We start from the raw sequence: 15,491 nt of genomic DNA, 5'->3' as shown, positions 1-15,491 counted from the left end.
GAGATCTATCAATAGTGAGACCCAGCAGCGAAGCAACGTAGCGAGCGCAATTCGTCCCGCACTCAAGACGGAGATGGCCGCATGGTCAGCAGACGCCGGTTCATTCTCGGAACAGCCGGGGTGGTTGGTTCCCTTGTCGTGGGCTGGTCCGTCTTGCCGCCCAGGCAGCGGATGATCCCCTCTTCACCGCTCGCCAGCGCTCGCGGCGAGTTGCCCATGAACGGCTGGGTCAAGATCGCCCCGGATGGGGCGGTGATCGTCATGCTGACCAAGAGCGAGATGGGGCAGGGCGTCATGACCTCGCTGGCGATGCTGCTGGCCGACGAGATGGACGCGGACTGGTCGACCGTGCGCACCGAGATGGCGCCGATCGACGCGATCTACAACAACATCACCGCCGTCGTCGAAAGCCTGCCTTTTCGGCCGGACGACCCGGGCACGGTCAAACGCGTTGCGGACTGGATGACCGCGAAAGTCGCGCGCGAGTTCGGCATCATGGCGACAGGCGGTTCCTCCAGCATGAAGGACCTGTGGCTGCCGATGCGCGAAGCGGGCGCGGCCGCACGCACCATGCTGATTGCGGCTGCCGCTGAGCAATGGCGGGTGCCGGTCGCACAGTGTCGCGCTTCGTCCGGCCGTGTCCTCCACTCTTCGGGAAGGTCGGCAGGTTTCGGCGAACTGGCCGGGGCTGCAGCACGCCAACCGCTTCCGGACCATCCGCCGCTCAAGGACATCAAGGACTTCACGCTGATCGGCAAGCCGCTGCCGCGCATCGACGGTCCGGGCAAGCTCGACGGAAGTGCGGCGTTCGGCATCGACGCCTTGCCGGACGGGCTGCTGTACGCGAGCGTGCGCATGTGCCCGGTGCTTGGGGGCACCGTCGCGAGCTTCGATCCTGCGGGTGCGACCAGCCTTCCCGGCGTACGCAAGGTGCTCGCCGTCGATGGCTACCATGGCGGCACCGCCGGCATCGCCGTCATCGCGGACAGCCCCTGGCATGCCGCCAAGGCCTTGGATGCCGTCCCGATCTCCTGGCACGAGGGCGCGATGGCCGGCGTCAACAGCGCCGACGTGCTTCAACAGCTGGCGCGGACTCTGGACAGCCATGACGGCCGCGCCTACTACCAGACCGGCGACATCGAGACCGCGTTGGCGGGCGCCACGAAACGCATCGAGGCCGAGTATCGCGCCCCGTATCTCGCTCACATGACGATGGAGCCGATGAACTGCACCGTCCAGGTGAAGGACGGCGCCGCTAGCGTGTGGGTGTCGACGCAGGTGCCGACGATGGCGCGGCACGCGGTCGCCAAAGTGCTGGGCCTTCGGCCCGAACGGGTCGACATCCAGGTGATGCTGCTCGGCTGCGGCCTCGGGCGCCGTCTCGAGGTGGATTACATCGCCCAGGCGGCGGCGATTGCCCGTGCGGCGGACGGGCTTCCGGTACACACCATGTGGTCGCGCGTGGAAGACACCACGCACGACTTCTACCGCCCGGCGTGTGTGTCGCGCTTCAAGGCCGGTTTCGATAGCGAAGGCAGGCTGGTGGCGTGGTGGAATGCTTCGGCCGGGCAGTCGATCATTCCGCAGGTGCTCGAGCGCACCTATGGCCTGCCGTGGCCGTTCCGGGACAAGACGACATCCGAGGGGGCTTTCGATCTGCCCTACGAATGGCCGAACGTGCGCGTTGCTTACGCAAAGGTCGATCTGCCGGTGCCGATCGGCTTCTGGCGTTCCGTCGGGCACTCGCACCACGCCTTTTTCACGGAATCCTTTCTCGATGAAGCGGCCGCAACGATCGGCCAGGATCCGGTGGACTTCCGTCTGTCCTTGCTGAAACGCCATCCGCGGCATCGTGCGGTGCTGGAGCGCGCGGCGGCGCTCGCGGACTGGCGAACGCCCCTCGCTTCCGCGCCCCCCGAGCCAAGAAGGGCCCGAGGCGTCGCCGTGCACGAGAGCTTCGGCAGCATCGTCGCGCAGGTGATCGAAGCGTCGGTCGATGCGGATCGGCAGATCCGGGTGCATCGCGTGGTGTGCGTCATCGACTGCGGCTTTGCGATCAATCCCAACCTGATCCGGCAGCAGATGGAAAGCGGGATCGTCTTTGGCCTCAGTGCCGCGCTCCATGGGGAAATCGCGATTGAGAACGGGAGAGTGAAGCAGAGTACTTTTGGCGACCAGCACATCCTGCGCATCAGTGAGTGCCCGCTGATCGAAACCGACATCATGCCCAGCAGCGAACCTCCCGCAGGCGTTGGCGAGGCAGGCACACCGCCGGTCGCGCCGGCATTGGCCAACGCCTTGTTTGCGCTGACCGGAGAGCGCTTGCGATCACTGCCGCTCAGCTTCAAACCCGCCCCGGAGTGGAGTTGCCATGCCCAGACTCCTGATCAACGGTAAGACTTTCGACGTCGCGGCGGATGCGGACACGCCCCTGTTGTGGGTGCTGCGCGCCGAACTGAAACTCACCGGGACCAAGTACGGCTGCGGCGTCGGGATTTGCGGCGCCTGCACCATCCACCTCGACGGACTTGCAGTTCGCGCCTGTACCACGACGCTCGCGGATGCGATCGCCGGGCAGCACGCCATCACCACCATCGAGGGTGTGGCCGGGCGCGAAGCCGATGCGCTGCGCAAAGCCTTTACGGCGGTCGATGTCGTGCAGTGCGGGTACTGCCAGAGCGGTCAGTTGATGAGTGCCTGCGCACTGCTGAAAAAATCGCCGCGACCGACGGATGCGGAAATCGATGCAGCGATGGATTGCAACCTGTGCCGCTGCGGCACGTACCCGCGGATTCGCGCCGCCATCCACCAGGCTGCTGCGAATATCGTGTAGGACAAGCGGCCCCGGCTTGAGCGCGAACTTCGGGCAGCCGAGCCCATCCTTCAAAGGAATCGGAACGATTGATGGGGCCGCTGTCCAATGGGACCGCCGACCAACTGCCACTCGCGTTCGCTCATGAGAGATCTGAAAGTCCGCATCGCCAGCAGTGCTGCCGAGATTTCGCAAGACACCTGGAACGAGATTGGCGAGCCCGGCCACCCGTTCTTGAACGGCGACTTCCTGCGCATCCTCGAGGAGAGCGGTGTCGCCATTCCGGCGGCCGGCTGGCAGCCCTTGCACCTGGTCGCGACGCAGGCTCAGTCCGTCGTCGGGCTGTTGCCGCTTTACCTGAAAACGCATTCCCACGGCGACTTCATCTACGACTGGAACTGGAAGTCGGTCTGGGAGCGCTTCGGCCACCGTTATTACCCGCGCCTGGTATCGGGCCTTCCCTATACGCCGGTCGCGGGATCACGGTTGCTGATTTCGAAACGGTGCACGAACGGCGATCAGGTCCGACAGGCGCTGGTCGATGCGGCCCGGCAGGTCGTCACCGACAACGGCTTCTCGAGCTGGCATGCCGCGCTGGCATCCCCTGCCGACATCGAAACGCTCGAAGCCGCCGGCCTGCTCGTCAGCCACGACGTGCAGTTCCATTGGAACGATGCGGATTTCGGCGACTTCGATGGTTTCCTGCAGTCATTCTCGGCGGAAAAGCGCCGCAAGGTGCGCGCAGAACGGCGGCGCGCGGTCGAATCCGGCTTGCGCATCACCGTCCGGCATGGTGGCGACATCGGTGCGGACGAATGGCCGGCCCTGCATGCGATCTACAAGTCGACCTTCGACCGCTTCGGCAATTATGCGGCTTTCAGCCCCGAGTGTTTCGCCGAACTCGCGACAACACTGGGTGATCGCATGGTGGTCTTTACGGCCAGCGACGGCGTCGAACCGGTCGCGCTGTCGCTGTGTTTTCGCAGCAACGACACCTTGTTCGGACGCTACTGGGGCGCGCGGAGGCAGGTCGACAGCCTGCACTTCGAACTCTGTTTCTATCAGGGCATCGACTACTGCCTGCGCGAAGGCCTGACGCGCTTCGAGCCGGGCGCCGGCGGCGAGCACAAGATCGCCCGCGGCTTCACGCCGCAGATCGTTCGCTCCGCACACTGGATTCCCGATCCGGGAATGCGCCGGATCATCGCCCCGCACCTCGAGCGCCAGCAATCCGGAGTCGCCGCCTATCGCGACGATGCAACGACCCACCTCCCGTTTCGCAAATCGGTAGCCAGCCTCGCATGACCGTGCACACGTCCCTTGCATCGACAGCCCACCCGGCGATGGAAAAGCCGCATGCGCCAGCGACCGACCGCAACCGCGATCCGATCCTCGCGGTGCTGCGGCTGCACTTTGCCGACCGTCGCCACGTGCTCGAGATCGGTAGCGGAACCGGCCAGCACGCGATCCACTTCGCTGCCGCGCTCCCGCATCTGACCTGGCAAACGTCGGATCGGCCACAGTACCTGCCCGGAATTCGTCTGTGGCTCGACGAAGCCGGACTGCCCAACACGCCCGCGCCGATTGCGCTGGACGTCAATGCGCCCCCCGACCTGAGCACACGTTTCGACGCGATCTTCAGCGCCAACACTTTGCATATCATGAGTTGGCCCGAGGTGGAACGCCTGTTCGCCGTGCTGCCCGGCCTCATGACCCCCGGCGCGCTGCTCTGCTGCTACGGTCCCTTCAACTACCACGGCCGCTTCAGTAGTGAAAGTAACGCGCAGTTCGATGCGTCGCTGAAAAGCGAGAACCCGCAACGCGGCATCCGCGACTTCGAGGCGGTCGATGCCTTGGCGCATGGGGCGGGGATGACGAAGCTCGAAGACGCCGAAATGCCCGCCAACAACCGCTGCATTACGTGGCGATTTGCTTCACCGGCATGAAGGAGATTCGCCGATCGTGTGCGTCACGGGCCGCGTTTTGAGTCGACCAGCCCAGGTCGCAATCGATTGAATGTCGAACCCGGGGCACTGGCGCCCCCGCGCCAGACCTGCAGCGATTCGAGCAGCACCGGCGAGCGCATTGCGTAGCGATCCTTGCCCATCACGATAAGGGCCCGCTGGAATTTGAACGAAGGGATTCAAGAGAAATCTGAATTTAACGATGCCGGCGCGGCCCAATGGAGGGAGCCTGCCCTGCGATCTTGCAAGACTGCCTGCTTCAGGGCGCCCCGACGGCCGCCATGGCAGGGCTCAGGCGGCAAAGATGCGGATGGTCAGAACTCTCGAATTTCGCGGCCGAGCGACGTCGAACTTGTTTTGTGTGCGGCAAATCTATGGAGACCCATCATGCCTGCCTACGATCAAGACCGCGCGGCCTGGGCGGCCGAGCAGGCTCAGTTGCTGCGAGAGCGGAGGTTCACACAGTTGGACACCGAGCACATCGCCGAAGAGCTCGAGGCCGTGGGCCGCAGCGAGTTACGTACGCTGGCGACCTGCATGTCGGGCATGCTTGCGCAACTCCTTGCGGGACAATATCAGCCTGAGCGCCGATCTGCGGTTTGGCATGCCACGATCCACGCCCAGCGGAGAGAGATTCGGCACCTGCTGAACGAATCGCCGAGCCTGGCCGGGAAACTGCAGGAACCACGCTGGCTTGACGTGGTGTGGAGCAGCGCGGTCACCGAGGTCGTCACAGAGACCGGCCTCGACGGACTTCCGGCCACATGTCCCTGGTCACTGGCCGATGAGGTGCTCGCGGACGAGTGGTTGCCGAACTAGGCTGACGGCAATGCAGATGCTGCCCGTATCGCCGCCCAGGCCTTCTGCCGTGGCCGCGCGTTATATTCCGTTCCTGGCGCGGCCGAGGGGCGACGGCAGGCTGCTCTGAGCAAGGAAGGCAACGCGGTGCCCCCTGCTCCGGAACTCGGCGCCCGCAATGCAATCGGAGTTAGGCCCGCAACTCTCCCGGAAAGCGATGAACTCGAACTTCGCGCGCCTGTTCACTACCGCCATCGCCCTCGCGATGTCCGGTTTCGACGGCGTGGCCGTCGCCCAGGAAGTCCACGCCGCGACCGCCGCCCCCGCCTGTCTCACGCCCGCCGCCTGGAACAGCCTTGACGGCGAGCGGCCGCGCGTCACCGGCGCCATGGCCCTGCTGGCGGAGATGGCGAAGCGCGACGTGGTCCTGCTGGGGGAGCACCACGACGACGACGACCACCACCGCTGGCAGGTGCAGGTGCTGGCCGCGCTCCATGCGCAACGGCCGAACATGGTCATGGGTTTCGAGATGTTCCCGCGCCGTGTGCAGCCGGCACTGGACCGCTGGGTAGCGGGCGAACTCACGGTCAAGGAGTTTCTGCAGCAGTCCCAGTGGGACAAGATATGGAGCATGCCGGCGGAGTTGTATCTGCCGCTGTTCGAATTCGCCCGCATCAACCGCATCCGCATGGTGGCGCTGAATGTCGACGGAAAGCTCAACCATGCCATCGCGGAGAAGGGCTGGGACGCGATCCCGCCGGCGGAGCGGGAAGGCGTGGGCCGCCCCGCGGCACCAGCCGAGGCCTATCGCGATCTTTTGTTCCAGGTGTATCGCGAACACGGTGTCTGGAAAGGCAAGGAGGGCACGGAGGTAGCGCGGAGCGATGCCGCGTTCCGCTATTTCGTCGAGTCGCAGACCACCTGGGACCGAGCCATGGCAGAGGCCCTGACGCGATACCTGACCCCGGGCCCGGCGGCGGACAAACCCCTGGTGGTCGGCATCATGGGCAGCGGCCATATCCGCTTCGGCTATGGCGTGCCGCACCAGTTGCGCGACCTCGGCATCACCCGCATCGGCACCCTGCTGCCCCTGCCGGCGAGCGTCAACTGCGCGGAAGTTCGCACCGGCCTGGCGGACGCCGTGTTCGCGCTGCCGACGCACGCGATGGCCAAGCCGGAGCCGCCGCGGCTTGGCGTGCGCCTGGAAGATGAGGACGGCGGCGTGCGCATCGCCGAAGTAACCGTCGGCAGTCTGGCCGACAAGACGGGTCTGAAGAACGGCGACCGCCTGGTGGAGGTAGCAGGCCACGCGGTGAAGCAGGCGCGGTCTGCGATCGCATCGGTGCGCGGGCAGCCGACGGGCACCTGGCTGCCGGTGCGCGTGAAGCGGGGCGACGAGACGCTCGATCTCGTCGTCAAATTTCCCCCCGCGCCATGAAGGCGCGTTCCCTCGCGGGGGTGGCATTAGCCCTCATGGCTGTCCTGGCCCCTATCCTGGTCCTTTTCCCGTCCGCGGCGCGGGCGGCGTCGCCGACGCTGGAACTCGCTATCGAACTCGACCCCGGCACTCGCCGCCTCGCGGTGCGCGCGGACATCGTCCCAGCCTCCCGCGATTTCCGTTTTGAGCTGCACGAAGCCCTGGAAGTGACCGCCGCCACAGCCGACGGCAAGCCACTGGCGGTCCGCCCGGCGGGACGCCGCGGTCTGATTCGCGCCTGGCAGGTGGCGCTGCCTCCGGCTGCGGACAGGCTGCATCTCGAATATACCGGTACCCTGCCCGCCCTGGACCCCACGCTCGATCATCGCGACGTGCTGCAAGGCCTGTCGCCAGTGGCCTCGCCGGAAGGGAGCTTCCTGCCGTCCGGAGGCGCCTGGTATCCGCGGCCGGCAGCGCTGTTCACATACCGGGTGACAGTGACCGTGCCGGGGGACCAGCGGGCGCTGGTGCCCGGACGGCAGCAGTCCGAGGAAATTTCTGCCGACGGGTCGGGCCCTTACCGGGCACGCATCGAGTTCGCGCAGCCCGCCGAGGGCATCGACCTGATGGCGGGCCCCTGGGTCGTCCGCGAGCGGATGATGCCGCGGGCGTCAGCGGAACCGGTGCGCCTGCGCACCTACTTCTTCCGGGATCTGGACGCCATCCCCGGCCTTGCCGATGGCTACCTGGACGACAGCCAGCGCTACCTCGAGCGCTATGGCGAGGAGATCGGGAGCTATCCGTTCACCGAGTTCTCGGTGGTGGCGAGCCCGCTGCCGACCGGCTTCGGCATGCCAACGCTGACCTACCTCGGCGCCGACGTGCTGAAGCTGCCGTTCATCCGCGCCACCTCGCTCGGGCACGAGGTGCTACACAACTGGTGGGGGAACGGCGTCTACGTCGATTATGCTCACGGCAACTGGGCGGAGGGGCTGACCACCTTCATGGCGGACTACGCCTACAAGGAATCCGAGTCCGCCGAGGCGGCGCGCGCGATGCGGCTGGGATGGCTGCGCGATTTTGCCGCCGTGCCCGCCGGTGATCAGCAGTCGCTGGCCGATTTCCGCTCCCGCACCCACGGCGCTGCGGCGGCGGTCGGTTACGGCAAGGCGGCGATGCTGTTCGTGATGCTTCGCGACGCCATCGGCGAGGATGCCTTCCGGAGCGGCATCCGCGCGTTCTGGCAGGCGCAGAAGTTCCGCACCGCCTCCTGGAGAGACCTCCGGACGGCCTTCGAACGCGCCTCGGGTCGGTCTCTGAATGCCTTCTTCGAACAGTGGGGCGACCGTGCTGGTGGCCCCGCGGTCAGGATCGCGGGAGCCGGTGCCCGCCGCACGGCGGAGGGCGCGCGACTGACGCTCACGGTGGAGCAGAACGCCCCGGCCTATGCCCTGCACCTTCCGGTGCAGCTTGTCTTCCCTGACCGGGCGGAGATGCGCTGGATCGACGTCGAGGGGGAGCGCCAGGCGGTGACGATGGATGTGGGGGCGATGCCCACAGGCGTGCGCCTGGACCCCGAGCTGCAGGTCTGGCGCGTGCTCGGGCAGGAGCAGTTGCCGCCCATCCTGCGGCAGTGGATCATCGCCCGCGCTCCGAGTCTGGCGCAGGCCTCCGCTGCCCCGGATGTGCGCGAAGCGGCCGCCGCGCTGGCCCAGCGCTTCTTCGAGCTTAAGCCGCAAGCCATCGCGCTGGCCGAGATGACCCAGGGAAGCGCGCCGGTGCTGCTGGCGGGTCTGCACGCGGACGTGGATGCCGCGCTGGAGCGTGCCGGCCTGCCGCCCCGGCCCGAGCGTCTCGCCGGTCGCGGCAGCGCCCAGGTGTGGACCGTCCCGGTCCCGGCGGGCGCGCCGGTGGCGGTGGTTTCGGCGCGGGACGCAGAATCGCTGCGGGCGCTGCTGCGCCCTCTGCCTCATTACGGCGCGCAGAGCTGGCTGGTGTTCGAGGACGCGCGGCTTGTCGAGCGCGGCGTATGGCCTGCTCCCGCCCGGCTCATCCCGGTGCGCGGCGCAGAGGAAATTCAGCACCGGCCCGTAACTATGGCGGACTCTTGAAAGTTCGCTGGGCGTAACTTGCCGATTCCAGAGTCTTGAAACTGCTCGGGGCGGACCCGTCTTGGTATCGTCGTCTTCATTGCCGCTGATCGGCGACGGGTTGGTAGCCTACCCCTGATACAGGTAACGCTGGAAGCCGACGAACGCCTTGCGAACCACATCCGGCGAGCCCAGATCCGCGAACGCGTCGGCGATCGCGTTGTTGTACCTGAGCTTGAGCAGGGGGCCGAGCTTGTCCTCGTCCAGCTCCTCGACGCCGACGCTCACGTAGTGTGAAAGCACGAAACTCAGAAACACCTGTTGCTTGCTGTTGAACTCGACGCCGATAACCGCTCGCGCGCGTTCGGCGCGCTCCTCGCGGGTGAGCGGGACTTCGGCGTAGGCAACGTGGGCCAGCACGTCGAAGAGATCACTCTTCTCGGCGTCGATGATCGACTGCATCTCCGCCAGCTGATCCCGGCCGAAGCCTTTTTCGGCGAGGCCTTCCAGCAGTTTCTTGCGCGTCCCCGGCTCGCTCCACAGGGCGCGCAGTTCGTCCTCGTCCCCGAAGAACTCCGGTAACTTGCCGAACAGCGCTTCCATGAACTGCGCCGCGGACATCGGCGTACCGTCCGGGTGCCAGAAGCTGGTGGCGCTCATGTGCTGGATCTGGCGCTCTTTGCCGTCGGCGAGTTTCACCTTCACCTTCTGTCGCGGCGCGTATTCGCTCGCAGGTTCGCGCACTTCGGGCGGCACTTTCGGTTCCGGCGTCGCGCGTGGCTCGCGCGGCTCGGGCGCAATCGGCTCGCCGTCCCACTCCGGGTCACTGAAATGGTGATGCGCCTTCACGAAATCGTAGATCGTGAAGTAGTCCTTGCCGTCGTAGAGCCGCGTGCCGCGCCCGATGATCTGCTTGAATTCGATCATCGAATTCACCGGCCGCATCAGCACGATATTGCGCACATTGCGGGCATCCACGCCGGTCGACAGCTTCTGCGAGGTCGTCAGGACGGTCGGGATGCTCTTTTCGTTGTCCTGAAAGTCGCGCAGCCATTGCTCGCCCAGCACGCCGTCCTCGGCGGTGACGCGCTGGCAGTAGTTCGGGTCCTTGCTTGTCTTGGCCTGGTTGATCAGGTCGCGCACCGCCAGCGCGTGCAATTGGGTGGCGCAGAAGACGATGGTCTTTTCCTTCTGGTCGATGTCGGCCATGAAGATATCGACCCGTTTCTTCTCGCGCTCCCTGATCTCGATGATGCGGTTGAAGTCCGCTTCCTCGTACCGTTTGCCGGCCTCGATCTCGCCTTCCACCAGCGTGTCGTCGGACGTGTAGACGTAGTCATCCAACGTGGTGGCGATCTGCTTCACGCGGAAGGGCGTCAGGAAGCCGTCGTTGATACCGTCCTTGAGCGAGTAGATGAACACCGGCTCGCCGAAGTAAGCGTAAGTGTCGGCGTTGTCCTGGCGCTTCGGGGTCGCGGTCAGCCCCAGCTGCACGGCGGGGGCGAAGTATTCGAGGATGCCGCGCCAGTTGCTCTCGTCGTTCGCGCCGCCGCGGTGGCACTCGTCGATGATGATGAAATCGAAGAAATCCGGCGGATACTCGCCGAAGTATGGCGACGGGTGGCCATCCTCATTGGCGTTCAATGGCGGCCCGCTCATGAAGGTCTGGAAGATCGTGAAGAAGATGCTGCCATTCTTCGGCACCTTGCCCCTCTTGCGGATGTCGTCCGGCGCGATGCGCACCAGCGCGTCTTCGGGGAAGGCCGAAAAGGCGTTGTAGGCCTGATCGGCAAGGATGTTGCGGTCGGCCAGGAACAGGATGCGCGGGCGCCGCGTGGGTTCGCCCTCGCGCTTCCAGTCGCTCAGGTTCCAGCGGCTCTTGAACAGCTTCCACGCGATCTGGAAGGCGATGAAGGTCTTGCCGGTGCCGGTGGCCAGCGTCAGCAGGATGCGGTCGCGCCCCTCGGCCAGCGCGGCCAGTGCGCGCTCGATAGCGAGGTCCTGGTAGTAGCGCCCCTGAAAATGACCGCCCTTGTCCTCGAAGGGCACGGCGGCGAAGCGGTCGCGCCACGCGTTCTCGGTGGCGAAGGTGGCCTGCCACAGGGCTTCCGGCGTCGGGAAGGCCGGATGCTCGCCCTCCTCCCCGGTGTGCATGTCGATGCCGTAGATGCCCTGCCCGTTCGTCGCGTAGGTGAAGCGGAGCGCGAGCTTGCCGGCATAGTCCTTGGCCTGACCGACGCCTTCGGTCAGCGGCTTGTCCCAGGCCTTGGCCTCCACCACCGCCAGCTTGGTGTTGCGATACTCCAGCACGTAGTCCGCCGTCAGCGCCTTGCCGCGCTTGCCCGCGCCTTCCAGCCGACCCAGCGTGATCGGGTATTCGCGCCGGATGCGGCTGCCGTCGACCACGCCCCAGCCCGCCGCGGCCAGCGCGGGGTCGATGTGTTCGGCGCGGGTTTCGGCTTCGTTCATCTCACTTCCCGGCAGCCAGCATGTTCATGACGAGGCGGATCATGGTTTCCTTGTGGCTCGGGTCGGATTCCGCCACCAGCAGCGCCAGCGCCGCCAGTCCGATGTCGTTGATCACCGGCTGGCCCGCCGCATCGAGCAGGCGGCCGTTACGGTTGAGGAAATCGACGAACAGGAAGGCGCCGCTGCGTTTGTTGCCGTCGGAGAACGGGTGGTTCTTGATGACGAAGTACAGCAGGTGCGCGGCCTTCGCCTCCACACTCGGATAGGCCGGTTCGCCGAACACCGTCTGGTCGAGATTGCCGAGCAAGGCATCGAAGGCATCGCCACGCTCGCGGGCGAAGAGATCCGTGGCCTCGCCGCGCGCGATCAGGTCGGCCTTGAGCCGGGCCAGCGCCGCGTGAGCCTCCACGAGCGTCGGCAGCACGCCGCCGCGCTGCTCCGGCGGCTCGGTCAGCAGCCCCTCGTCGTAGCGCTGCAGCAGCAGAAAGGTCTGCGCGTAGCGGGTGACGATATCCACCAGCCCGCGCCCGGTGTCGGCCAGCAGCTCGGGGCTTTGCGCGGCTTTCTTGACCAGTTGCAGGGCGGCTTCGAGTTCGCGGGCGTTGGCTTCGAGGCGCTGGCGGTTGAGGGTGTAGCCCTGGGTCAGGTGCTCGCGCAGGGTGCGGGTGGCCCATTGGCGGAAACGGGTCGCCCGCGCGGAATTCACCCGGTAGCCCACAGAAATCACCGCATCGAGGTTGAAGTGCTCGATCTGGCGCACCACCGAACGCCGGCCTTCCTGTTGAACAGTTTCCATTTTGGAAACGGTTGCCGGACGATCCAGCTCGCCGCTCACGTAGATGTTCTTCAGGTGCTTGGAGACGGCGGCTTTCTGCACATCGAACAGCGTCGCCATCTGCTCCTGGGACAGCCACAGGGTCTCCCCCTGCAGGCGCACGTCCAGCATCGCAGTGCCATCCTCTGCCTGATAGATCAGGATATCTTGATCGCTGGTCGTGCCCATGACTGCCTCCGTTCAAGTCAATATCATAACTGACCGGCGAAGGCCTGATGCAGCAGGGATTTCTTCAGTTCATCCAGCGCGTCGAGCTTGCGCTGGTAGAGGGATTCAAGGCGTTGGGTTTCGGTTCCTAACTCCTGTGAGCGATCCACAACGCGTTGTTGAGTAGCCAGATCAGGCAGAGGGACCAGAAGCTCCTTTACCTCTCCGCAGGTCAGGTGCGGGACCGTTGAGCCTGACCTGATTTCCTGAAACTTCTGTTGCATTCCAGATGAACTGAAGAACAACGAAAGATAAGGACCAATAAAAGCACCTTCCGCAGAGGTAATCACAATCATTGCGTGGCAGTTATGCCCATCATGTTCTTTAGTGACTACTGCCGAGTGGCCGATGTGTCCGCTTTGAACCAAAAGCACATCATTGAATTTCAATATCGATTTCTTGTTTTTTTGATTGAATTCATTGGTAATGAATGTCTTTCCGTCGAAAAATAGCCGGTTGTTCTTAACATGGCGAGCGAGAAGATAGGGGATTCCTGAATCCTGGTAGATGTTCCGCGTTGGTCCGACGTAGCCATTTGTGAGGCGCGAAACCACATCACCCAAACGCCTCTCCTCCCACCCCTCGCCCCGCTGGCTGAACACAGCCTGCAGGTGGCTTTCGAACAGCGCGCGGGCGTTCCGGAGGTTCTGTTCGGCGTTGGCGCGGGCGGCGGCGATGCCGTCAAAGGCTTCGTCGAGGATGGCGACGATGCGCTGCTGTTCGGGGAGCAGCGGATGACTGATATGAAAAGCCTTGGCCTCGGGAAAGTAGATGGTCTGGTGCACCGAACCACTGGCAAACCTGAGAATCTCTTTTCCCTCTGCAATGAACAAGTATTTCAGGAAATCAGGATCAAGCTCGCTGGAACAAACCCAGTTCAAGAAGTCCTGACTGGTTGCCATCGGACGCCCCATCACCAAGACATAGCCTACTGACGCAGTGCGAGTCAGGCAGACCGTATTCGCAGGCAGCACTCGAGCGGACGAGTTCGCAATTCCAATGTCGTTGGTCGTCTCGTGTGTTTCCTGAATCCGTTTTCCATTGTTTCTTCTTGCATCCTGAATCCCGATCCAAGGTACTTGGCCACCCCAATATTCAGGATGTTTCCGGCTCGGCGTGTGCCCTGATTCAAGCCGGGCGATTTCTGTCAGCCGAGTCCAACGCCAACCGACGGGTGCCGGTGTGCGTGGCATGCCCACGGCGAGTGCAAGCTTCGGTGGTATATGCCGAGTGGTCGCGTCGCGCCCACCTGTCTCGGTTATTCGCAGCTCTGCCGATCTCATAGCAGCGCCCTGATCTGCGCCAGCACCTCCGCGCTCTCGGCATCCAGCGCGGCGATCTCGTCCATGATCTCCTGCGGACTGCGATGCGTCACCGCCTCGCCACCATCGGGATTCTTCACCGACAGGTCATAGCTCGCCGTATCGATCTGCGCGGCCTCCACGCTCCAACTCTTCGGCGAATCCGCAAAGGTCTTCTGCAGTTCCACGAACTCGGCCAGATCCGCGTCGTTGAGCGGGTTGGTCTTGCCCAGGCTGCGGCCGGGATCGAGTTGGTAGTACCAAACCTTCCGCGTCGGCGCGCCTTTCTCGAAGAGCAGCACCACGGTCTTTACGCCCGCGCCCTGGAAGGTGCCGCCGGGGCAGTCGAGGATGGTGTGCAGGTTGCAGGACTCCAGCAGCAGCTTGCGCAGGGACACCGAGGCGTTGTCGGAATTCGACAGGAAGGTGTTCTTGATGACGATGCCGGCGCGGCCGCCGGCCTTGAGCATCTTGATGAAGTGCTGCAGGAACAGGAAGGCGGTTTCGCCGGTGCGGATGGGGAAGTTCTGCTGGACCTCGGCGCGCTCCTTGCCGCCGAAGGGCGGATTGGCGAGGACCACGTCCATGCGGTCCTTGTCCTGGATGTCGGCGAGGTTTTCGGCGAGCGTGTTGGTGTGGATGATGTTGGGCGTTTCGATGCCGTGCAGGATCAGGTTCATGATCGCGATCACGTAGGCGAGGCTTTTCTTCTCCTTGCCGTAGAACGTGCGCACTTGCAGGGTCTTGAGGTCGGCGGTGCCGAGCCTCTTGCTGGCGGCGAGGTAATCGTAGGCTTCACAGAGGAAGCCGGCCGAGCCGCAGGCGCCGTCGTAGATGCGTTCCCCGATTCTGGGCTGCACCACCTGCACCATGGCGCGGATCAGCGGGCGCGGGGTGTAGTACTCGCCGCCGTTGCGCCCGGCGTTGCCCATGCGCTTGATCTTCTCTTCGTACAGCATCGACAGCTCGTGCTTCTCGCTCTGCGAGCGGAAGCGCAGCTCGTCGATGTGGTCGATGATGTCGCGCAGGGTGTAGCCGCTGCGGATCTTGTTCTTGATCTCGCCGAAGATCTCGCCGATCTTGTATTCGATGGTGTTCGGGCCGCTGGCACGCTGCTTGAAGCCATGCAGGTAGGGGAAGAGTTTGCGATCGACGAAGTCGACGAGGTCGTCGCCGGTGAGCGCCTTGTTGTGGTCGAGCTTGCCGTGTTCGTCCTTGGGCGCGGCCCAGGCTTCCCAGCGGTAGGGGGTGTCGAGGATGTAGCGGTAAGCCTTGCCTTCGAGCATGGCTTCGGCGGCCTTGTCCTGTTCCAGCCCGTCCAGATACTTGAGGAACAGCAGCCAGGAGGTTTGCTCGGTGTAGTCGAGTTCGGTGGTGCAACCGCTCTCTTTCCAGAGGGCGTCGTCGATATTCTTGAAAGCTTGTTCGAACATGGGTGCTTCGCGATTCCGTGCGGATCGGCCGGGAGTCGGCCGAGAATGGGCCAAGGGCGCTAATTTACCCGGTATTGCAAAGCTTCAGGCACTACTGCGACGCCGCCACGCTTTGGGTAGCCGCCCCCCACGACCACGACCTGCTCCGGCTTTTCGGCCAGGCGG

Annotated in this window: 11 protein-coding genes; 7 read left to right on the top strand and 4 right to left on the bottom strand. The window is 64.6% G+C overall.

Features of this window, described 5'->3' with window-relative positions:
• Window positions 1-216 precede the first annotated feature (216 nt).
• The 7 genes from GPA25_RS09490 to GPA25_RS09460 all read left to right on the top strand — a co-directional run bounded on the left by GPA25_RS09490 (window position 217) and on the right by GPA25_RS09460 (window position 9,102).
• Window positions 217-2,397: a xanthine dehydrogenase family protein molybdopterin-binding subunit gene (locus tag GPA25_RS09490; RefSeq protein ID WP_246265539.1), complete on the top strand. Its 2,181-nt coding sequence runs from the start codon at window positions 217-219 to the stop codon at window positions 2,395-2,397.
• Window positions 2,372-2,833, top strand: coding sequence for a (2Fe-2S)-binding protein (locus GPA25_RS09485; RefSeq protein WP_169260137.1), 462 nt, complete (start codon window positions 2,372-2,374; stop codon window positions 2,831-2,833). The genes GPA25_RS09490 and GPA25_RS09485 overlap by 26 nt, the downstream gene beginning before the upstream one ends.
• Before the next feature lie 123 nt (window positions 2,834-2,956).
• The gene (locus GPA25_RS09480) at window positions 2,957-4,117 is read left to right on the top strand and encodes a GNAT family N-acetyltransferase (protein WP_169260136.1); all 1,161 of its coding nucleotides are present in this window, start codon (window positions 2,957-2,959) and stop codon (window positions 4,115-4,117) included.
• The gene (locus GPA25_RS09475; protein ID WP_246265536.1) at window positions 4,114-4,758 is read left to right on the top strand and encodes a DUF938 domain-containing protein; all 645 of its coding nucleotides are present in this window, start codon (window positions 4,114-4,116) and stop codon (window positions 4,756-4,758) included. Before GPA25_RS09480 ends, GPA25_RS09475 begins: the two co-directional genes overlap by 4 nt.
• 405 nt (window positions 4,759-5,163) lie before the next feature.
• Complete coding sequence (locus GPA25_RS09470; RefSeq protein ID WP_169260135.1) at window positions 5,164-5,595, top strand: DUF29 domain-containing protein; 432 nt, start codon at window positions 5,164-5,166, stop codon at window positions 5,593-5,595.
• A 196-nt stretch (window positions 5,596-5,791) separates the two neighbouring features.
• Entirely contained in the window at window positions 5,792-7,012 is a 1,221-nt protein-coding gene (locus tag GPA25_RS09465) for a ChaN family lipoprotein (protein ID WP_169260134.1), read from the top strand.
• A 35-nt stretch (window positions 7,013-7,047) separates the two neighbouring features.
• A complete protein-coding gene (locus GPA25_RS09460; protein WP_246265535.1) occupies window positions 7,048-9,102 on the top strand; it encodes a M1 family metallopeptidase in 2,055 nt (684 codons plus the stop codon).
• Window positions 9,103-9,210: 108 nt separating this feature from the next.
• Here the strand turns inward: GPA25_RS09460 and hsdR are convergent, their stop codons facing one another.
• From hsdR to GPA25_RS09440, 4 genes are all read right to left on the bottom strand, one after another.
• On the bottom strand, window positions 9,211-11,550 hold the full coding sequence (gene hsdR, locus GPA25_RS09455; RefSeq protein ID WP_169260132.1) for an EcoAI/FtnUII family type I restriction enzme subunit R: 2,340 nt from the start codon (window positions 11,548-11,550) through the stop codon (window positions 9,211-9,213).
• A 1-nt stretch (window position 11,551) separates the two neighbouring features.
• Window positions 11,552-12,553 carry a virulence RhuM family protein/type II toxin-antitoxin system death-on-curing family toxin gene (locus GPA25_RS09450; protein ID WP_169260131.1) on the bottom strand — a complete coding sequence of 334 codons (1,002 nt, stop codon included), beginning with the start codon at window positions 12,551-12,553 and terminating at the stop codon, window positions 11,552-11,554.
• 23 nt (window positions 12,554-12,576) lie between these two features.
• On the bottom strand, window positions 12,577-13,785 hold the full coding sequence (locus tag GPA25_RS09445) for a restriction endonuclease subunit S (RefSeq protein WP_246265550.1): 1,209 nt from the start codon (window positions 13,783-13,785) through the stop codon (window positions 12,577-12,579).
• An 86-nt stretch (window positions 13,786-13,871) separates the two neighbouring features.
• Window positions 13,872-15,326, bottom strand: a complete 1,455-nt coding sequence (locus tag GPA25_RS09440) for a class I SAM-dependent DNA methyltransferase (RefSeq protein ID WP_169260129.1) — start codon at window positions 15,324-15,326, stop codon at window positions 13,872-13,874.
• Between the last annotated feature and the right edge of the window lie 165 nt (window positions 15,327-15,491).

Origin of the sequence: Aromatoleum diolicum, assembly GCF_012910955.1 — a bacterium.
GTDB classification, from domain to species: Bacteria; Pseudomonadota; Gammaproteobacteria; order Burkholderiales; family Rhodocyclaceae; genus Aromatoleum; species Aromatoleum diolicum.
The sequence above is the reverse complement of the archived record's forward strand: the minus strand, read 5'-3'. Positions and strand labels throughout refer to the sequence as shown.